Raw genomic sequence first — 19,150 nt, forward strand, 5'->3', positions numbered from 1 at the left:
TCGGCGCGAGCTAACTACGCCTGCCGCCGTCGCGCCCGTTCGAGACGGGCGGCCGGAACCGGCCGAACGACGCCGAAATAGGTCCGGTAGCAGAGTATGCCGGCGCCGAGCCCGGCCAGCGCCGCCAACAGCACCGAGGTGACTGGGTCCGGACCGAAGACGAAGCCGCCGGCCAGTATCGCTGCTCCTCCGACGACGACGAGCGCGACGGTCCGTCCGAATCCGGAGCCCGGGAGTCGGTCCACGAAGCCGTGTTCGCCGGCGTAGGCGGCGACGACGGTCACGGCCGCGAACAGGACCGCGAGCGGCCACGCCACGCCGTCGTCGACGTTCAGCCACACCTGCGCGAGGCCGAGCACGGCGACGAACCCATCGGTGAGGAGGACTTTCGTGCGGGGGTCCATCGACCGGAGTTCAGACGGCCGACAGATAACGGTGGCGAGGCTATCGGTGGGTCACTTCTCGTCGACGCCGAACTCGTGGCCGCACTCGGGACACGACACCTCGTCGTGGCGCAGCGCCGCGGAGTGTTCGCGCACCTCGCGCATCACCGTCGAGATGCGGTCCTCGGCGTCCATCTCGTCTTCGACGGCGAGGTCGACGCCCTCGACCTCGAGCAGGAACTTCGCGACCTCCGTCGCCTCGTACATCACGTCGTCGAGCTCCTCGGCGGTGAAGAAGTCACACATCGCGCCGTAGAGGAAGGTGGCACCGGCCTTCCGGACCTTCTCCTCGAAGGCCGCCCGGGCCTGGTTGACCGCCTGTGGCGTGTACGTGTCGGTCATGAAGGGGACCAGCTCGGGGAGGTTCTCGCCGATTTTGGTCATCTCGACGCCCGTCTCGGTCCGGAAGTCCGCACAGAGGCGCGCGATGGCCCACTCGCGGGCGGTGACGTACGTTCGCTCGCGGAGGAACTCGTTGGCGCGGTCGTAGGTCCCACCCTCGATCTTCTTGAAGCGGTCGTACTTCCGGACGTCCGGCGGCAGGTCGGGCCCTGCAACGGCTTGCTCCCCCGTGTCGGCCGCACCGTCCTCGGCCACGTCGGGCGTCTGCTCGTCGGGGTCGTGTGGCTCGACCACTCGTGTGGGCTCCTCGCTCGTCGCGTCTGTCTCCGGCTCGTCGGTCGGTGCGCCCTCGGTCATGGGCGAGTGTGCGCACCGGTGCCGGTAAAACGTGTCGCCGCCCGGAGCGCCGTGTGAACGCCGCCCGGACCGGACGCCCGGTCAGGTGGGTTTTTGAGCGGCCGTGGCCATACGACGGGTATGAACATACTACTCGGGGTAGGCGGCAGCGAGCTGTCCTACTACGCCCTCAGCGAGACCATCTCGCGGGCCGACGAGGCCGGCGACGATCTGACGGTCGCGATATTCAGCAGCGAGGAGGCCGAGGCGACCCGCGACGAGATCAGAGAGCGCGTCGAGGCACGCCTGGCAGAGTCCGGCTTCGAGGCGGACATCTGCTACGTCGAGGGCGACCAGCCCGGCGGCGAACTGGTCGAACTGGCCGAGAACGGGGGATTCGACCGCATCGTCCTCGGGGGTGGGAAACGCTCGCCGCTCGGGAAGATCCAACTCGGCTCCATCGTGGAGTTCGTCCTCCTGAACGCACAGACTCCGGTGACGTTGATTCGATGACGGTCGACTATCCAGAGGAGCCGGCGGGCGACTTCCCGGCGCCTCCACGGACGCTCGCGGACCGGACGGGTCGCGAAATAACCTACGAGGCCGCGGACGAGGCCGACCGCGGGGCGTTGATGGAGATGTACCTCAACTTCGACCCGGCCGACCGGGCCCAGGGGATTCCCCCGGTTCAGGAGCCCGCCATCGCCGACTGGCTCGATTCGATCCTCAGCGAGGACTGTTTCAACGTCGTCGCTCGCCACGAAGGCGCCGCCGTCGGCCACACGACGCTCGTCCCGGACCGTCACGGTCACAACGAACTGGCCATCTTCGTCCACCAGGACTACCAGGGCGCCGGCATCGGCACCGAACTGGTCCAGACGCTCCTGGGGCTGGGGCAGGACAACGGTGTCGAGGAGGTGTGGCTCACCGTCGAGCGCTGGAACGACCCCGCAATCGCGCTGTACCGGAAGGTCGGGTTCCAGACGAACAACTCGGAGCGGTTCGAGCTCGAGATGACGATCCGGATCTAGACCGACAGGACGGGCTGGCTGGCGTACTCGAGGACGTACTGGGCGGCCCGGCCGATGGCCTCCTCGCCGCCCCGCTCACGCGGGACGACGACGAAGTCGGCGCCGATGTCCTCGGCGACGTCCAGCACGACGCTTCCGGGGGTCTGTAACAGTCGCCCCTCCGAGAACGCCGTCGCCGTCGACGTACACAGCGTTCGCTCCTCGCCGTGGTCGAACGCCTCGAGCACGCTGTCCGTGAACGTTCTGTGGTCCTCGGCGATCTCTTTGGGGTCCACCCGGCCGGCGTCGATATCCCGGCGCAGGCGCTCGTCGAGGACGAACAGCACGTGCAGGTCGGCGCCGTAGCGCTCCGCGACCGCAATGGCGTACTCGGCCGCTCGCTCCGACTGCTCGCTGCCGTCGACCGGGACGAGCACGAGGTCGATGTCCATCACCAACGTCTCGGACGGCCCCGCTCAAAAAGCCACCGAGCCGCGAGTCCGGACCGGGCGGCTTTTTATTCGTTCCCCCGGTAGCCCGGCGTATGTTCGACACGGTGGTCATCGCGACCGACGGCTCGGGAAGCGCCCAGCGGGCCGTCGAGGCCGCACTCGACCTCGCCGCGCGGTTCGACGCGACCGTCCACGCGCTGTACGTCGTCGACGAGCAAGAGGTCGAAACCACGCCCGAGGAGGTCCGCGAAGCGCTCGAACGGGCGCTGGCGACGACCGGCGGGCGCGCCCTCTCCTTTGTCCTCGAGGCGGCCGAAGACGGGACCGACGAGGAACTCGTCACGGCCGTCCGGCAGGGCGACCCCGCGACCGAGATCGTCGCCTACGCCGAGGAACACGACGCCGACGTCGTCGCCACCGGGACCCGGGGCCGGCACGGCGAACACGCCTTCCTGCTGGGGAGCGTCGCCGAGCAGATCGTTCGACGGGCGCCGATGCCGGTCCTCACCGTCCGTCAGCTCGACGGCGAACCGAACGCCGAGCGCGACGAGGCGTAGGCGACGGATTCTTGCCGGTGCCGGTGGTTGTCCGAGCATGGACGATTGGCTCATCGACGACGATAGACTCTCTCTCGGACGCAAGTCCGTCCTTCCCGGTGAGGGATTCTTCTTCCCCGACTCATTCGAGGCCGAGCAGGCGGAGGCCGAGGCCCGCGACATTCTCACGGACGCCGGCGTGGTGGTCATCGCAGACCCCGACGCCGACGGCCTGGCCTGCACCGCGCTGATTCGCGAGGCCCACGGCGAAGGCGCCCTGCTGCCGGCCGGCCCACACGAACTCCAGGAGGCGCTGGCCTGGACCGCCGACTACGCCGAACCGGACGCGACCGTGTTCGTCTGTGACCTCTGCCCGGACAGCGAATCCGACCTGGGGGCACTCGAGGACCTCACCGACCACGTCGAGCGCGTCGTCTGGTTCGACCACCACCAGTGGACCGACGAGCTGGCGGCGCTGGTCGACCGCGCCGGTGTCGAGCGGACAGTGGGGGACTCGGAGGAGGTCTGCACGGCCGACGTCGCGCTGGCCGAGCTCGACCACGAGTTCGACGAGCAGTACGCCGACCTCGCGGCCGTGACGCGGGACCACGACCTCTGGATTCGCGAGGACCCGCGGAGCGACGACCTCGCGGACTACTCCTACTGGTCGGAACCCGAGGAGTACATCGAGACCATCGACGAACACGGCCCCGACCTCTCCGAGGCGGTCCACGAGTTCATCGCCGAGAAGCGCGTCGAGAAGGAGGCGCTCGTCACGAAGGCCGTCGACCGCGCGGAGCTGCGCGAGGTCGGCGAGTGGACTGTCGGCGTCACCTACGGCCGCTGTTCACAGAACGAGGTCGCCGAGGCACTCCGCGAGCAAGGCGCCGACGCCGCCGTCATCGTCAAACCCGCCGGCTCCGCGTCCATCCGCGGGACCGAGACCTTCGAGCGCGCCCACGAGGTCGCCCAGCAGGTCAACGGCGGTGGCCATCCGAAGGCGGCGGGCTGCAAGCCGGACATCTACGACGACATGCTGGACTACGCGCACCACTGGACGACACAGGGCGCGGTCGCGAAACAGGCCATCGTCGACGCGTTCAAGCGCCTGCCCGAGGAAGACGGCGAGGGCGTCGACACCGAGCGCTAAGCCCTCGGAGCGAAGCGGCGGGTCTGATGGCGGGGGCAGTCGGCCCGGCAGCTCGAGCACGTCTGACGCAGCAGGCAACGCATCGGCGTGACTTCGACAGCGAGGGGACAGGACTATTTATATATACGCTTTACATTAAAATACGAAGGTCGACCTATGGCAACGATAACCGACTTGACGCTCGCGGGGGACTCCTTTGCGCTCGGGGCGCTGCTGACGAACAATCCCGAGATGCACGTCGAGATCGAGCGGCTGGTCCCCCTGGGCGACCGGTTGCTGCCGTTCTTCTGGGTGTCCAACGGCTCGACCGAACACATCGAGGCGGAGCTGGTGGCACAGGACATCGTCGAGTCGGTCGAGCGCCTGACCACCGTCGACGACCGACACCTGTATCAGGTGACCTGGACGCCCGAGGTGAACGGGATCGTCGACGCGCTGATGCAGACCGACGGCGCCATCCTCGAGGGCAAGGGAATCACCGGCCAGTGGGAGCTCAGGTTGCGGTTCCCCGACCGCGACGCCCTCCACGAGTTCAACGAGATCTGCATGGAGAACGACATCTCGCTCGAGGTCAACGGTATCTACAACCCCCACGCGCCCGCAATCGAGGACCGGCTCACCCAGACCCAGTGGCAGACGCTGGTGACGGCCTACGAGCTGGGGTACTTCGAGGTGCCACGGACGGCGACGCTGACGGACCTCGGAGACCACTTCGGCGTCAGCGAACAGGCCATCTCACAGCGGCTCCGGCGCGCGATGAACACTGTCGTCGACGGCCTGATATTCGACAGCTAACCCCGGTGTACCGGGACCCGTACCGCGGGCCACGATTCTCGAAGGGAGCGGCGACGACACGGAGTGGTCGTGCCACCGGTGCATATTGGTGTATCACCTCTCGGCGTACCTATGAAGGTAGAACTAATATACCTGGCTGTCAACCCATACCACGATGACCGACGAACCCGCCAGTCAGCGGTTCGAACTCGCCGGCCGCGGCGTCACAGAGGCCGTCGTCGCCGCCGTGGCCTCGACCCTCGACAGCGACCCGCTCGACCTTCCCCCGCTCCAGGGGGCCGTCGACGTCGAGAGCGTCGCACAGCTCTGGGGGCGTCCGGTCGGCCGAGCCGGGCTCCTCGCCCTCACGTTTCGATACGCAGACTGTCGGGTCCGAATCGAACACGAGGGCAGCATCACGGTCACGGCTCCCGCGTGACGGGCCGTCCGGGAGTGACGCCGCCGCCAAGCGGTCTTACTGTACCGTCTCGTCGACCTCGTCGTGGAGCGCAGGACGACCGCACACGATGCTGCCCGTCGCCGTTCGCCCCGGCCTAGGCGTCGACGACCCACTTATCTGAGTAGCGCTCGCCACAGGCACACACCGCGTAGGCGTGGATGACGTCGCCCTCGGCGTAGAGCCCGCCGACCTCCTCGTTCTGTTCCTCGGCGAACGCGAAGACGAACCGCGTCGTGTGGTCTTCGTCGGGCTCCTCCTCGGCGACGGGGCAGTTCGCGTCCGTCAGGTCGTCGTGGACGACCCCGTCGGTGCCCATCGCCTCCTGGGCGAGGCGCATCGGGTCGATGCCGGTCGCCGACTGGAAGGCGCTCCGGCCGTCGTCACCGGACAGGACGAGCACGAGCCCGTCGTCCACCGACTCGGCGTACTCCGCCAGCGCTCCGGGGTTCGAGACGGCGTCCTCGTGGAGGAAAAAGAGGACGTCGTCCGGTCGCTCGCCGGCGAGGAACTCGCTGTGGTTGCTCATGCTGGCTCCGAGTCGCCGCCGGCCCAAAAGTGACGCGCTCCGGAATCCAGCACCTACCGTTTTGTCCCTCCCGCTCGACCTGTCACGCATGGCAGAATTCCGCCAGTACGTCACCGACGTCGTCCACGAAGCGACACAGACGGAGGGCCCCGGCTTCGACCTCACCGTGGCCGCCGTCTACGAGATTACGGACCCCGGCCGCATCGACTTCGGCGGCGGCGAGCTCGAAGCGGCCACGACGGCGCTCCACGAGACACACAAGCGAGATCCCGACGACGACTACGAGTGGTGGACGCTCCGCGAGGGTCAGTACCTCATCGAGTACAACGAGGGACTGACCGGCGAGGCGACGGTCACACTGCAGCCACGGACGGAACTGCTCGAACGCGGCGGGTCGCACCCGACGCTACACGTCGACGCACTGCCACGGGTCCCCCTGTCCGTGGGTGGCGCGGGACTGAAACTCAAGGAGAACGCGCGGGTCAGCACCGTCGTCGCCGCCCAGGAGTGACGCTTCTCGGGCCGTGTCAACGCCCATCGTGACCGCGAGGACGGTTCGATGCGCTTTTGCCTCGCCGTTGACTGGACACGGGTATGGCAGAATTCACGGTCGCCGTCTCCGACCCGGAGAGCGGCCACACCTACCAGATCGACGTGGACGGACAGGACGCGAACCGGTTCATCGGCCGCGAACTCGGCGAGGAGGTCGACGGTGCCGCCGTCGGCCTGACCGGCTACTCGCTCGAACTCACCGGCGGCTCGGACACGGCGGGCCGACCGATGCGGCCCGACGTCCGCGGGACCGCCACGAAGGCCATCATGTCCGACGGCGGCGTCGGCTTCAAGCCGACGGCTGACGGCGAGCGCAAGCGCATCACCATCCGCGGCCGTGAGGTCGGCGAGGACACGCGTCAGATCAACGCCAAGATCTCCGCCCGCGGCAGCGAGGCCGTCGACGACCTGCTGGGCGAGGACGACGACGACGAGTAACGACCCGTGACCGACCGCGTTCCGAGCGACCACGACGCCGTCGAGACCCGTCGCGTCTCGCTCGAGCGTGTCGGCCGGACCGACCGGCCCAGGGTCGGCCTCCCCGACGACCTGGGCCTCGAGGACGGGCAGGTCGTTCGGCTCGCGCTCGACGGCACGCAGTACCACGCGGCGGTCGAGCGTGACCTCGACGGGAACCTCGTCGTCACCCACGCCGCGGACAACGCCCGCCTCGCCCGCGAGCGCGACGGCGAGAACCGACTGGCCGAGTGGGTCGCGGATGCCACCGTCTCGCTGGGCGGGAGCGCACACCTCGACGTGATTACCGCCGACCACGAGTACGGGCTCCGGACGCCCGGGACGCGGGTCGTCTACACCACGACCGAACGACCGAAGGGGTCGCTCTCCGACATCGCCGAGGGGCTCGACGGCTGAGGGCGGCCGATTCTCACCGATAGAAGCCATTCTCTCGACTGATAGTGGCTCGAAACGCTCAATATCGGGGGCGTACAACCCTGCTACCAACCCGCCCATGTCCGAATCAGTTATCGCGGATTTCGTGGGCAAATTCAACTCGGAGGTCGCCGCCCGGTCGGACCCCATCAACGGCCGCATCGTGCTCTCCCAGAAGCGCCTGGTCCTCATCGCCAACCAGGACGACAAACTGACCATCCCGCTCGACTCGATTTTCGACGTGGCCATCGGCCAGGTGCCCGACGACCTCGGCGACTTCTTCAACTCCACGGTGACCGTCGCCTTCGAGAAAGGCGGGCGACGACTCGCGGCGGCCGTCGAGGCAGACGACGAGAAGATCGAGAAGTTCGGGACGCTCCTGTTCAAGGCCATCCTCAACGGGACCGAGACGACGGTCACCCGGCGCGCCAGGGTCGGCGGGCGCGTCACCGACGAGTCGTTCGTGACCGCCCGGCTCTTCCTGACACAGGGCTCGGTCGAGTTCCGGCGCGAGGACTCGACGTTCACCGTCGACCTCGAGACGGTCTCCGACTTCGGCCGCACCGAGCGCGAGATCGCCGGCTCGACGCGGCCGGTACTCGAGGTCCGCCACATGGAGGGGGGCAAGGCCGTGACGACGCTGGCGGCCCTGCCCTCGCCGCGGAAGATGGCCGTCCTCGGGCGGTACCTCCGCCGCGAGTACTCCGGGCTCATGGAGGAACTCAAGGACGTCGACCTCACACGGGACAAGAAGGAGGTGCTGGTCGCGCTGTACTCCACCGGCGGCTTGGACGGGATGCCGCTGGCCAGCATCCTCGGCGTCGACGCCGCACAGGTCTCGATGCTCATGCAGGACCTGGAAGCCGACAATCTCGTCCAAGCGTCCGACGACGGCCCCTCGCTGACGCCGAAAGGAAAGGTCGTCGCCAGTCGCCACCTCGAAGACGTCAACGCCTGAGTCGGACGACACGGTACCACCGACGAATATCGGTACGTTATAGCCCCGCGAGCGGCAACCCTGTCCGTATGTCCGTCATCGACGACCTGGCAGACGTGGCCGAACCCATCTGGGCGGCGACGCTCGACCACCCGATGGTCGCACAGCTCGGCGACGGGACGCTCGACGAGGCCCCGTTTCGCTACTGGGTCCGGCAGGACTACGTCTACCTGGTAGCGTACAGCCGCGTCTTCGCGCTGGGGGCCTCGAAGGCACCCGACCTCGACCGGATGACGACCTTCGCGAGGCTGTTGCACTCGACGCTCGACACCGAGATGGACCTCCACCGGGAGTACGCCGCCGACTTTGGCATCTCCGAGGCCGACCTCGAAGCCACCGACCCCTCGCCGACGACGCGCGCCTACACGGACTTCCTCGTTCGCGTCGCGGCGACCGGGACCTTCGGCGACCTCGTCGCCGCGCTGTTGCCCTGTATGTGGGGGTTCCACGAGACGGCCGTCCGGCTCCGGGCCGACGGGTTGCCCGACGAGGACCGCTACGCCGAGTGGATTCGGACCTACTCGGACGAGGAGTTCGCCGACCTCGCGCAGTGGTGCAAGGACCTGATGGCCGACGTCGCGGCTGACGCCACCGACGCCGACCGCGAGCGCTACCGCGACCTGTTCAGAACCTCCACTCGCTACGAGTACCGCTTCTGGGACGCCGCGTGGCGCCAGGAGACGTGGTCGGTGTGAGCCCGCTCACTGGTCGGCGATGGCGTCGCCGGCGATAGACCGCCCGCGGGCCTCGAGGTGCACCTCGCGGCGCGTCCGGACGGGTTCGAGGATGTCGGCCTCGATGAGCCGGTCGTACACCGCCTCGACCTCCTCGACGTCCATGTCCACGAAGTCGGGTATCTTGAACGGCGAGATGCCGGAGTACAGCGCCATCAGCACCTGCGTCTCCTCCGGAGAGAGGTCCACGTCGTCGGTGTTGTTCCGCTGCTCGCCCTGCCGGAGGAGGCCTTCGAGCAGCGAGACGTGCCGGGGGGTCCCGGTGATGTGCGTCTCGACGCTCGTCCCGTCGACGGTGTGTTCCACCTCGAGCACCGGGCGTTCCGACCCGCGAATCGCCTTCTGTTTGGCCTCGACGGTGCCGACGTCGTCGAGTTCCAGCTGGACGAAGGTGCCGCTCTGAATCGCCAGGTCGACGCAGTCCCCGTCCATCTTGAGCCGCGCCTTCTCCCACTCGGTCTCCTGGACGACGCCGCCTTTCACTGCGGGGTGGTCGACGAGCACGACCACCTGGTCCAGAAGCGAGCTGTAGAGGTGTTCCTCGAACGCCTCGTCGTCCTCTGCCGAGACGAGAAAGACGTCGCGGCCGGCCTGGAGTTTGATGTACCCGTCGACCTGTGCCAGCGGCTGGTTCATCTGACTGGCCGCCACGCTGGTGAGCGACGACAGGGGGATGGTCCGCTTGCCGTCGTTGGTCGCGAGCACGAGTCGCTTGTTCGACAGCAGGATGCGGCCCGGCGTCCACTCGATGTCGTTCTGTTTCCGGCCGTCGCTGATGACCTGGACGAACTTGCCCTGGGTGTCGACCAGCTTCCGTTCTCCGTCGCTCATCGTGCTACTCCGTGCTGTCCTGGGTTACGATCCTGCGGGACTTAACGGGTCCCCCTCCGGTCGTGCCCAACGGACTGTGCCGACCCACCAGTCGTCGGCTCATCCACGGCCACCGAGCTTCGAGAGCGCCGAGAACGCCTTCTTGCGGACCACGTCGTGGTCCGTCTCGTCGACGAGACGGTCGAGCTCCTTGCGCGAGCGTTCCCCGCCGACCTTCCCGAGGGTGAATATCGCCTGCCCGCGGACGTCGGGGGCGACGCTGCCGTCGGTGACGATGTCGAGCAGCCGGCGCTCGACCATGTTGTCCTCGCCGCCCAGCTCGGCCAGACTGGTGGCCGCGAACTGTCGGAGCATCTGGTCGTCCGCCCGCAGGGCCTCGACCAGCGCGTCGATGACCCGGTCGCGCTCCGCGTCGCTGGTGACCCGGCCGAGCAGCCAGGCGGTGTTGCGTCTCTGTGCCGCCTGGGTGCTCTCTTCTAAGATTTCGACGAGGGGGACGACCACGCTCCGGTCGTCCGTACTCGAGAGTTTCTCGACGACCGTCTCACGGATGGTGTGGCTCTGCTCGGTCGGGACGTTCGCCAGCAGTTCGATGAGCGAGTAGACCCCGGCCCGCCGGACCGCCGGCGAGTCGTCCGACAGCGACTCGACGAGGTAGTCGACCGGCTTGTCGTTCCCGAAGTTGCCGAAGGCGCCGACGGCGATGCGCCGGACGCGCTCGTTGTCGTCTTCGTACATCGGCAACAGGGCCTGGAGCGCCTGCCGGTTCCCGATGTTCCCCAGCGCTTCGGCGGCTTCCCGCCGGACGGCGGCCTTCGGGTCGGTCAGCATCGATTCCAGCGGGTTGGTCGCCCGCGAGTCGCCGATCTTCCCGGCCGACCGGGCCGCGCGGGCCCGCACTCGCGGGTCGGGGTCGGAAAAGCGCTCGGCGAGCTTCGGCACGGCATCGGTCTGTCCCAGGTTCCCCAGCCCGTTCGCGGCGGCCATCCGCAACTCCGGGATATCCGCGTCCAGTGCCTGGATGAACGCCTTGGCTTTCACCCAGTCGGCGGCGTCGTCCTCGAGGTCGATGCCCGCCATGCTCCCGATGAGCTGCTCGATGGCGTCGCCGCCGAGTTCCTCCAGCGAGTCGATAGCGGTGGCAGTGACCGCGTCGCTGTCACTCTGTGCGGCCCTGACAAGCGCGTTGACGACGTCGCGTCGGTCGTCGTGGTCGGGGAAGTTCCCCAACAGCTCCGCTGCGCGTCGCTGTACGCGCTCGTTCTCGCTCTCCCGAAGCACCCTGACGAGCTCCTGGACGTCGCCGCTCCGTTCGAGTTCGTAGAGGCTCATCGGCTCACACCCGGCGGTAGATGCGGTGCTGTTTGTGGACCGGTTCGAAGTCGTCGCGACACGCGGCCGGGAGCGTCTCGGTCATGCCTATCATCAGGTAGCCGCCCTCGCGCAGCGAGTTCCGGATGGTCTCGAAGATGGGGACCTTGAACTCCGAGTCGATGTAGATGAGCAGGTTCCGACAGAACACCAGGTCGAAGTCCCGCTTGGGGTCGCCGCGGATGAGGTCGTGTTGCTCGAAGGTGATCATATCCCGCACCCGCTTGCGAACGCGGAAGGTGTTCCCGTCCTGGTCGATGTACTCGGAGTAATCGTCCAGCGGCGCGAGCTCCTCCGCAATGTCGGTCGTCTGTGACGTCTCGTAGGTAGCCGCGCGGGCTTCCTCTAAGATGTCGGCGTTGATGTCGGTCCCAGTGATCTCGATACGCCGCGCGTCGATTTCGGGATCGTCGAGGGCCAGCATCGCCGCCGAGTACGGTTCGCGTCCGTCGGCGCTCGGGGCCGACCAGAGCCGCACCGACCGGTTGTTCTCGGTCAGGTCCCGCAGGACTGGCCGCAGCGACTCCCACGCTTCGGGGTTCCGGAAGAACCCGGTGACGTTGATCGAAAGCGAGTCGAGCAGCAGCTCGCGCTCCTCGGTCTCTCGTTCGAGCAGCCGCCGGTACTGACGGTACGAGTCGGTGTCTGTCCGGCGCATCCGGGCACTGATACGGCGGTCGAGATACGAATCGTTGTAGAACCCGGACTCGAAGTCCATCTCCGCGCCGATGAACTCCACCAGCTGCTGGAACTGCCGGTCGCTGCCCTTGCTCATAGCGTCACCACGTCTAAGATGTGGACGATGTTCCCGTCGCCCAGTACCGCGGTCCCCGAGAGGCCGGGCGTCCCCGAGAGGATGCCCTCGAGCGGTTTGACCACCACCTCCTCCTGGGAGTTGACCGAGTCACAGTGCAGGGCGACCTGTCGTTCCGACTCCCGGATGCGCACGAGCATCCCGTCGCCGTTCGTGTGTGCGCCCTCGACGTCGAACGTCTCGTCTAAGTGGATGACCGGGTAGATGTCGTCGTTGTGTTTGATGACCTCCGTCCCGTTGACCTGTTTGACGGCGTTCGTCGCGGTGATCTCGTCGACGTTCTTGATGGGGATGCCGTACTCCTCGTCGCCCACCTCGACGAACAGCACCTTCACGATGGCCATCGTCACCGGGAGGCGAAGCGCCACCGTGGTCCCCTCGCCGGGCGTCGAGTCGACGTCCACCGAACCGTCAAGCTGGGTGACGGTGTCGTGGACGACGTCCATCCCGACGCCGCGGCCACTGGTGTCGGTCACCTCGTCGGCCGTCGAGAACCCCGGGTGGAAGATGAGGTCGTAGATGGCCGAATCGTCCATCGCCTCCAGCTCCTCGGGCGAGCGGACGCCCTTCTCGATGGCCTTCTGCTTGATACCCTCGACGTCGAGGCCAGCGCCGTCGTCCTCGACCTCGATGATGACGTGGTCGCGCTCGCGGGAGGCCCGCAGCGTGATGTGGCCCGTCGGGTCTTTCCCGGCGGCCTCGCGCTCCGCGGGGCTCTCGATGCCGTGATCCACGGAGTTGCGCAGGATGTGCATCAGCGGGTCCGAGATCTCGGTGAGGATGGTCCGGTCGAGCTCGATGTCCTCGCCCTCGATCTCGAAGTCGACGTCCTTCTCCAGTTCGCGCGAGAGGTCACGGACCAGCCGCGGGAACTTCCCGACGACCTTCTTCAACGGGATGAGCCGCATGTCCATCACCGTGTTCTGGAGGTTCGCGGTTATCTTGTCCAGCTCGTTCAGCGTCTCGCCGGCCGAGTCGACGTCGTCCTGTTCGACGGCCCGGCGGAGCTTGATACGGCTGGTGACCAGCTGTTCGACCAGCCCGTGGAGGTCGTCCAGCTGGTCGACGTCGACGCGGACGGATTTTATCTCGTCGACGCTGTGTTCGTCCTCTTTCGTCGCGTCTGTGCCGCCGGAATCCGCGACGTTGGCCTCGTCGTCTTCCCCCTCGTCCGAGAGGGCGTCGGTCACGTCGGTCGCCTCGAAGGCGTCCACCTTCCCGATAGAGCCGAGCTCGGCGTCGACCGTGGCGGCGTCGACGGCGTCGAGGTAGAGGACGAACGTCTCGTCGAACTCCCCGTCCTCGATGGCCGCCCGCTCCGGTTCGAAGCCGAGCACGTCGAACGGCTCCTCGATGGCCTCCATCGCGAGCATCGCGTCGACCCCGAGCATGTCCGACTCGCCGACGTCGACAGTCACGTGGACGACGCGCTCGTCGGCGTCGGCGACTTCGATATCAGTGTCGACCGAGACGTCCCCACCGGGCGCGTCGCCGTTCGAAACCGCCTTGTCACCACTGCGCTCACCGCCACCGCCGGTCGAACCCGCCGCGGCGGCCCCCTCTCCGAGGACGGTCCGCAACTGCTCGACCATCTCGTCGGTGTCCGTCTGTGACTCGCCCTCGGCTTCGATCTCGTTGACGATGACCTCTATCTGGTCGACGCCGGCGAACACGAGGTCCATCACGTCGGGCGTCACGTCCATCTCCCCCTGCCGCATCGCGTCCAGGAGGTCCTCGACCGCGTGGGCTAAGTTCGCGGCGTCGTCGAATCCCATCGCGCCGAAGTTCCCCTTCAGCGTGTGGGCCGTCCGGAATATCGAGTCCATCGCCTCCCGGTCCGACGGGTCGGACTCCAGATCGAGCAACGAGTTGTTCAGTTCCGTTATCGCCTCTTCGCTCTCGCGGATGAACGCGTCGAGATACTGGTCCTCCATTATCTGGTCACCTCAGTGGTAATCGTATCGAGAATGCCGCCTGCGATCCCCTCGATGGGAAGCACGTCGTCCACACAGCCCGTTTCGACGGCGCGTTTCGGCATCCCGTAGACGGCCGACGTCGCCTCGTCCTGTGCGATGGTGTGGCCCCCGACGCCCTTTATTGCGCGGATGCCGTCGGCCCCGTCGCCGCCCATCCCAGTGAGGATGACCCCGACGAGGGGGTCGTCGATGGTTTCCGCCGCCGTCTCCATCGTCACGTCGACGGCCGGTCGGACGCTGTTGACCGGCGGGTCCTGGTTCAGTTTCACCCGGAGCCGGCCGTTCCGGTAGTTCTTGACCGCCATGTGGTAGTCGCCGGCGGCGACCACCGCTTCCCCACCGGCGAGTCGAGCCCCGTCGCGGGCCTCCCGGACCTCGTAGTCGCTGCGGGCGTCGATTCGCTCGGCGAACCGGCCAGTGAACCCCTCGGGCATGTGCTGGACGATGAGGACCCGGAAGTCGGCCGCCGTCGGGAGTTCTTCCATCACCGTCTCGACCATCTTGGGGCCGCCGGTGGAGGACCCGATAAGCAGTGTTGGGTTGTCGACGAATTCACGTTCGTCGTGCACCCCAGTGGAATCGGAGGCGGCGTCCGACCGCGTGCTCGTGGATTTCCTTGATACCGTACCGGTCCCGGCCGTCGCAGTTGACCCACCCGCACCGTTCTTCGCCGCCCCGCCCGTGACGTCCACGTCGGCGACGGACGTGACGATGTCGACCAGCTGGTCTTTCAGCCGTGACATCTCCATCGACACCTCGCCACCGGGCTTGGTGAAGAAGTCGACGGCGCCCTTATCGAGCGCCTCGAAGGTGACGTCGGCGTTCTCGTCGGTGTGTGCCGACAGCATCACCACCGGCGTCGGGTGCTCGGCCATGATCCGCTCGGTGGCCTCGATGCCGTTCATCTCGGGCATCTCGACGTCCATCGTCACGACGTCCGGGTCGTGTGTGCGGACGGCCTCGACGGCTTCGGCCCCGTCTCGGGCCTGTGTCGCCACCTCGATGCCGCCCTCCTCGAGGATGTCAGAGATGACACTCCGCATGAAGTGAGAATCGTCGGCGACAACGGCACTCGTGGAACCATCGACCATCGTCACCGCCGCTCCCGTAGCCTGAACGCTTTCGAAGCGCGGGACCTTCGCATACCTACGTTGAAGTCGAGTTCGGCCCCGAAATAAAGACTCCGCCCACGTAATCAAAGTCGATAATCCAGCAGGCAGTTTTATACGGGCCTGTTTCCCTACGTTCTGATACATAGCCGAGCATCCATGTCAGCACAGTCAGGCACGACCGGCCAAGTCCTCGAATTCAAACTCGGGACCGAGACGTACAGCGTGAGTATCGACTACGTGACCGAGATCGTCGACGTCGGGGAGCTGACCAAGGTCCCCAACGCACCGCCGTACGTCGAGGGCGTGATGGACCTGCGAGGGCGCACGACATCCATCGTCGACCCGAAGGCGGTCTTCGGTCTCGACGAGGAGGGGGAGGGACGGCGCATCATCGTCTTCGACCCGGACATCGTCGAGGACCAGAGCGCCGTCGGCTGGCTGGTCGACGAGGTGTTCCAGGTCGTCCAGGTCGACCCCGACCAGGTCGACCAGTCGCCGGCGGACGACACCGGTGCGATCCGCGGTGTCGTCAAACGCGACGAGGAGTTCGTCATCTGGGTGGACCCCGGGGTCGTCCACGCCCGTGACTGAGTCAGCATGCGCCAGTCTGGTCGCCATCGAGCCACCGCACAGTTCGGACAGGATTCTCGACACCACTGACGAACACTCACACAACTGTACGATTCGAACGATACAATGATTCAACTCACAAAAACGGGCATCGACGGGCTCGACGATATCTTGAACGGCGGCATCGTGACCAACTCGACGACACTGGTCAGCGGTAACCCGGGGGCCGGGAAGTCGATACTCTGTCTCCAGTACATCTACAACGGCGTCGACGAGTTCGGCGAGAGCGGCATCTACCTCACGTTCGAGGAGAACGCGTCCGACCTCCGGGAGGCGGCTGAGTCGCTCGGCTTCGACAAGTGGCCCGAGTACGTCGACAACGGGGACATCAAGGTGTACGACAAGCAGGTCCTCCTGCGTGAGAACGACTTCTCCTCGTCGCTGGACCTGCTCCTCGACGACCTCGAGGACGACCAGTACGACCGTCTGGTCCTCGACTCGCTGGCCATGTTCGAGCTCTTCTTCGACAACGAGATGGAGAAACGGACGTACCTGCTGAAGTTCACCGACATCCTCCGCGAGAACGGGCTGACGTCGCTCATCACCAACGAGCAGGGCGCCACCTTCCCGGACACCGACATCGGGCTGGCCAACTACCTGACGGACGGCAACATCTATCTCATCCAGACGCCGACCGAGTCCGGAGTGAACCGGTACGTCTGGGTCGCGAAGATGCGCAAGCAGAACATCGAGACCGACATCTTCCCGATGGAGATCGACTGGGGTGGCATCCAGATCCACCCGAACGCCAGCGCGTTCTCGATGATGGGCGAGCAGGATCCCCCAATTTAACGGGATGTTTCGTTATTATTGACGGTTGAAATGGCGGTTTTAGGCCTACTGTCGTCCGAAATCGAGAAGTAAGCCGGGCTCTACAAAATCAATCATTTCACCCGCCTATCAGCAGCGATAGTTTTATTATCGGAAAAATTCATGTTTTGATAACGATGTCCTCAGCGGATATTCTCCAGACTCTGGGGAACAAATACAGCGCCGAGATACTCGACGCGACCGACGAGCCGGTGTCGGCTCAGGAGCTGAGCGACGAGCTCGGGATTCCGATCGCGACCTGCTACCGTCGCATCGACGAACTGACAGAACACGACCTGCTCGAACTCCACGACAACATCCTCTCGGACGACCGCCGGCGCATCAAGGTGTACCGCCGGAACGTCGACGAGGTGTGTGTCGACTTCGAGGAGGAGCTGTCGGTCAACGTCGAGGAACGCTCGGAAGTGACGAACAAGCTCGACGAAGCCTGGCGGACCCTCTCCGACGGATAGCGACCAGAATACAGTGTTCTGAGGGTTCTACAACCGCTCTACTCGATTCTCCGACGTTCTTATCGGTTATCACGAGAGATATTTTAGTGCGTGGATTTAAGACCGGTTCTCCTGTACCCCAGAGTAATGCCGGTGATTGAACTTCTCTACGCCATCACGACGCTCGTGTTCGTCGTCGCCGGACTCACCATGGTCGGGATGGCGATGCGGGCGTACGTCCAGACATCGCGGGAGGCGATGCTTCACCTCTCGCTCGGCTTCTCGCTCGCTGTCGCGGGCGCGGCCGCCACCATGATCAGCGCCTTCATCAACGACTTCGAAGGCGTGAAATCGCTGTTGCTCGTCAACAGCGGCCTCACGACCTTCGGTTACCTGTTCGTGATGTACAGTCTCATCACGTACGACTGACCGCGCGTGCGAGACGACGAATCGGCCTGTAGATGCACTGTGCAAATTGTTTTCACGCGTGATTCCGAGTCAAACGACGATTTCAGCACTGATGCGAACTCGTATACTTCCACTTGAAACTGACCAAGTATTGAGCACCGTTAATATCGATTTTGCGGACCTTGTGGGCTGACAAAGGCGTTATCAGTACAGATATTTTGGGGGGAGGTATTATTACTGACGACTCAAACGATTCTGGTAGGGTCAGACAGACCCGGAATATCAATGTTCACGGAACACAACGACGACGACCGCGGGCAGGTCGGTATCGGCACGCTCATCGTGTTCATCGCGATGGTGCTTGTCGCCGCGATCGCCGCGGGCGTCCTGATCAACACGGCCGGCTTCCTGCAGAGCAGTGCCGAGGAGACCGGACAACAGAGCAGCGACCAAGTGACGAACCGGCTTGAAGTGGTAAGTGCAGTTGGGACTGGCATTACCGGTGATACCGTCGATACTGTTGAAATCACGGTTAAAAAGGCACCGGGTGCCGGAAATATCGACCTCAGCGCGACCATTCTCCAGTATGTCGACTCATCTGGCTCGGAAGACTTGACTGAGGGAGATCACTCCAGCAACGGCGGCAGTGAATTCAGCGTCCAAACTGTTCAGGACACCAATGACAACTCAATTTCGTCAAGTCAGGTGCTTAATGATCCATCTGACCGGGCACGAATTGTCATTAGCACTGCGGAAGTTCGTGGCGGAACTGGGCTTGGCGAAGGTGGCACGGCAACTATTCGAATGAACACCCAGTCCGGTGGTACCACGACCGTCCGCCTGGTCGTCCCGGAGACCCTGTCTGGAAACTCCGCCGTCACGCTGTAACTCGGCGCACTCTCTTTCGATTTCTCTCGAACCCCCGCCAGCGACGGAATTATACCACTCCTGCACACACTATAGCGTATGGCACAGGGGTCCGACGACGGTAACCCGGAAGACGGCAAGATTCTCTCCCCTGAAGAGCTCGACATCGCCGACGACGAGCACGTGACGCAGATCGACGAGAGCCGGTACGTCGTCTCCTCCGACGTTCGGACCGACGACAGCCCGGGCACACAGGCGACGCCGACACCGGACCCCGAACCCGAGCCGAAACCGGAACCCGAGACCCCGGAGTTCACCGACGCGAACGTCCACGAATGGCTCGCAACTCAGATGGACGAGTCGAACGCGCGCTACGGCTTCGACGTGACGGCGAAGTTCGACGGCGGCGTCGACCAGCAGAAACTCGTCTCCAACGACATCGTCACCGTCTTCGAAAGCCTGCTGCTCTGGTACGCCCGGCAACTCGACGGGTCGACGCCAGTCGAGGAGGTGCTCGGGATTCTTCTCTCGCAGTCCAACGTCCCCGTCCGCTACCCGTCCTCGACCGTCCAGGACCTCGTCAAATCCACGAACCTCGGCCCGGACGACACCATCGCGGACCTCATCGAGGCCGTCGACGACGAGGACGGCCTTGAACTCTGAGCGGCGGGAGGTT

The 19,150-nt window shown here is 65.6% G+C and carries 26 protein-coding genes; 17 read left to right on the forward strand and 9 right to left on the reverse strand.

Annotated elements, in window-relative coordinates:
• Positions 1–14: 14 nt before the first annotated feature.
• Together P1L41_RS04620 and P1L41_RS04625 are read right to left on the reverse strand one after the other, a co-directional pair.
• The gene (locus tag P1L41_RS04620; RefSeq protein ID WP_276297695.1) at positions 15–404 is read right to left on the reverse strand and encodes a hypothetical protein; all 390 of its coding nucleotides are present in this window, start codon (positions 402–404) and stop codon (positions 15–17) included.
• A 51-nt stretch (positions 405–455) separates the two neighbouring features.
• A complete protein-coding gene (locus P1L41_RS04625) occupies positions 456–1,142 on the reverse strand; it encodes a DUF5806 family protein (protein WP_276297696.1) in 687 nt (228 codons plus the stop codon).
• Positions 1,143–1,262: 120 nt separating this feature from the next.
• On the opposite strand from P1L41_RS04625, the gene P1L41_RS04630 reads away from it, so the two are divergent.
• Both P1L41_RS04630 and P1L41_RS04635 read left to right on the forward strand, forming a co-directional pair.
• Complete coding sequence (locus tag P1L41_RS04630; RefSeq protein WP_276297697.1) at positions 1,263–1,634, forward strand: universal stress protein; 372 nt, start codon at positions 1,263–1,265, stop codon at positions 1,632–1,634.
• Entirely contained in the window at positions 1,631–2,152 is a 522-nt protein-coding gene (locus tag P1L41_RS04635; protein ID WP_276297698.1) for a GNAT family N-acetyltransferase, read from the forward strand. The genes P1L41_RS04630 and P1L41_RS04635 overlap by 4 nt, the downstream gene beginning before the upstream one ends.
• On the opposite strand, the gene P1L41_RS04640 is transcribed toward P1L41_RS04635, so the two are convergent.
• On the reverse strand, positions 2,149–2,583 hold the full coding sequence (locus tag P1L41_RS04640; protein ID WP_276297699.1) for a universal stress protein: 435 nt from the start codon (positions 2,581–2,583) through the stop codon (positions 2,149–2,151). The two genes, P1L41_RS04635 and P1L41_RS04640, sit on opposite strands and share 4 nt — an antisense overlap.
• A gap of 92 nt (positions 2,584–2,675) precedes the next feature.
• Here P1L41_RS04640 and P1L41_RS04645 point away from each other — a divergent pair, with 92 nt between their 5' ends.
• From P1L41_RS04645 to P1L41_RS04660, 4 genes are all read left to right on the forward strand, one after another.
• The gene (locus tag P1L41_RS04645; RefSeq protein ID WP_276297700.1) at positions 2,676–3,140 is read left to right on the forward strand and encodes a universal stress protein; all 465 of its coding nucleotides are present in this window, start codon (positions 2,676–2,678) and stop codon (positions 3,138–3,140) included.
• A gap of 37 nt (positions 3,141–3,177) precedes the next feature.
• Positions 3,178–4,269, forward strand: coding sequence for a DHH family phosphoesterase (locus P1L41_RS04650; RefSeq protein ID WP_276297701.1), 1,092 nt, complete (start codon positions 3,178–3,180; stop codon positions 4,267–4,269).
• 156 nt (positions 4,270–4,425) lie between these two features.
• Positions 4,426–5,064 (forward strand): helix-turn-helix domain-containing protein, encoded by a 639-nt coding sequence (locus P1L41_RS04655; RefSeq protein WP_276297702.1) that lies wholly within the window; start codon positions 4,426–4,428, stop codon positions 5,062–5,064.
• Between the two features lie 154 nt (positions 5,065–5,218).
• Complete coding sequence (locus tag P1L41_RS04660) at positions 5,219–5,482, forward strand: HalOD1 output domain-containing protein (RefSeq protein WP_276297703.1); 264 nt, start codon at positions 5,219–5,221, stop codon at positions 5,480–5,482.
• 115 nt (positions 5,483–5,597) lie between these two features.
• On the opposite strand, the gene P1L41_RS04665 is transcribed toward P1L41_RS04660, so the two are convergent.
• The gene (locus P1L41_RS04665; protein ID WP_276297704.1) at positions 5,598–6,029 is read right to left on the reverse strand and encodes a DUF5807 family protein; all 432 of its coding nucleotides are present in this window, start codon (positions 6,027–6,029) and stop codon (positions 5,598–5,600) included.
• An 88-nt stretch (positions 6,030–6,117) separates the two neighbouring features.
• On the opposite strand from P1L41_RS04665, the gene P1L41_RS04670 reads away from it, so the two are divergent.
• The 5 genes from P1L41_RS04670 (at position 6,118) to tenA (ending at position 9,164) form a co-directional block, all read left to right on the forward strand.
• Complete coding sequence (locus tag P1L41_RS04670; protein ID WP_276297705.1) at positions 6,118–6,540, forward strand: dCTP deaminase/dUTPase family protein; 423 nt, start codon at positions 6,118–6,120, stop codon at positions 6,538–6,540.
• 83 nt (positions 6,541–6,623) lie between these two features.
• Positions 6,624–7,019: a 30S ribosomal protein S6e gene (locus P1L41_RS04675; RefSeq protein WP_276297706.1), complete on the forward strand. Its 396-nt coding sequence runs from the start codon at positions 6,624–6,626 to the stop codon at positions 7,017–7,019.
• 6 nt (positions 7,020–7,025) lie between these two features.
• On the forward strand, positions 7,026–7,454 hold the full coding sequence (locus P1L41_RS04680) for a DUF7112 family protein (protein WP_276297707.1): 429 nt from the start codon (positions 7,026–7,028) through the stop codon (positions 7,452–7,454).
• 97 nt (positions 7,455–7,551) lie between these two features.
• Positions 7,552–8,430, forward strand: a complete 879-nt coding sequence (locus P1L41_RS04685) for a CheF family chemotaxis protein (protein ID WP_276297708.1) — start codon at positions 7,552–7,554, stop codon at positions 8,428–8,430.
• A 68-nt stretch (positions 8,431–8,498) separates the two neighbouring features.
• A complete protein-coding gene (tenA, locus tag P1L41_RS04690) occupies positions 8,499–9,164 on the forward strand; it encodes a thiaminase II (protein WP_276297709.1) in 666 nt (221 codons plus the stop codon).
• 6 nt (positions 9,165–9,170) lie between these two features.
• Here the strand turns inward: tenA and P1L41_RS04695 are convergent, their stop codons facing one another.
• The 5 genes from P1L41_RS04695 to cheB form a co-directional block, all read right to left on the reverse strand.
• Complete coding sequence (locus P1L41_RS04695; RefSeq protein ID WP_276297710.1) at positions 9,171–10,034, reverse strand: CheF family chemotaxis protein; 864 nt, start codon at positions 10,032–10,034, stop codon at positions 9,171–9,173.
• A gap of 99 nt (positions 10,035–10,133) precedes the next feature.
• The gene (locus tag P1L41_RS04700; protein WP_276297711.1) at positions 10,134–11,366 is read right to left on the reverse strand and encodes a HEAT repeat domain-containing protein; all 1,233 of its coding nucleotides are present in this window, start codon (positions 11,364–11,366) and stop codon (positions 10,134–10,136) included.
• Positions 11,367–11,370: 4 nt separating this feature from the next.
• Positions 11,371–12,180: a CheR family methyltransferase gene (locus tag P1L41_RS04705; protein ID WP_276297712.1), complete on the reverse strand. Its 810-nt coding sequence runs from the start codon at positions 12,178–12,180 to the stop codon at positions 11,371–11,373.
• Positions 12,177–14,153 (reverse strand): chemotaxis protein CheA, encoded by a 1,977-nt coding sequence (cheA, locus tag P1L41_RS04710; protein ID WP_276297713.1) that lies wholly within the window; start codon positions 14,151–14,153, stop codon positions 12,177–12,179. Before cheA ends, P1L41_RS04705 begins: the two co-directional genes overlap by 4 nt.
• The gene (cheB, locus tag P1L41_RS04715; protein WP_276297714.1) at positions 14,153–15,286 is read right to left on the reverse strand and encodes a chemotaxis-specific protein-glutamate methyltransferase CheB; all 1,134 of its coding nucleotides are present in this window, start codon (positions 15,284–15,286) and stop codon (positions 14,153–14,155) included. Before cheB ends, cheA begins: the two co-directional genes overlap by 1 nt.
• Before the next feature lie 177 nt (positions 15,287–15,463).
• On the opposite strand from cheB, the gene P1L41_RS04720 reads away from it, so the two are divergent.
• The 6 genes from P1L41_RS04720 to P1L41_RS04745 all read left to right on the forward strand — a co-directional run bounded on the left by P1L41_RS04720 (position 15,464) and on the right by P1L41_RS04745 (position 19,137).
• Complete coding sequence (locus P1L41_RS04720; RefSeq protein WP_276297715.1) at positions 15,464–15,898, forward strand: chemotaxis protein CheW; 435 nt, start codon at positions 15,464–15,466, stop codon at positions 15,896–15,898.
• A 105-nt stretch (positions 15,899–16,003) separates the two neighbouring features.
• A complete protein-coding gene (locus P1L41_RS04725) occupies positions 16,004–16,729 on the forward strand; it encodes an RAD55 family ATPase (protein WP_336399761.1) in 726 nt (241 codons plus the stop codon).
• A gap of 155 nt (positions 16,730–16,884) precedes the next feature.
• Positions 16,885–17,220: an ArsR/SmtB family transcription factor gene (locus P1L41_RS04730; RefSeq protein ID WP_276297716.1), complete on the forward strand. Its 336-nt coding sequence runs from the start codon at positions 16,885–16,887 to the stop codon at positions 17,218–17,220.
• A 132-nt stretch (positions 17,221–17,352) separates the two neighbouring features.
• Entirely contained in the window at positions 17,353–17,628 is a 276-nt protein-coding gene (locus tag P1L41_RS04735; protein ID WP_276298437.1) for a DUF7521 family protein, read from the forward strand.
• 264 nt (positions 17,629–17,892) lie between these two features.
• The gene (locus P1L41_RS04740; RefSeq protein WP_276297717.1) at positions 17,893–18,495 is read left to right on the forward strand and encodes an archaellin/type IV pilin N-terminal domain-containing protein; all 603 of its coding nucleotides are present in this window, start codon (positions 17,893–17,895) and stop codon (positions 18,493–18,495) included.
• 78 nt (positions 18,496–18,573) lie between these two features.
• Entirely contained in the window at positions 18,574–19,137 is a 564-nt protein-coding gene (locus P1L41_RS04745) for a DUF7500 family protein (RefSeq protein WP_276297718.1), read from the forward strand.
• The last annotated feature ends 13 nt before the right edge of the window (positions 19,138–19,150 follow it).

The sequence above is a fragment of the Haloarcula ordinaria genome, assembly GCF_029338275.1.
Lineage (GTDB): Archaea > Halobacteriota > Halobacteria > Halobacteriales > Haloarculaceae > Haloarcula > Haloarcula ordinaria.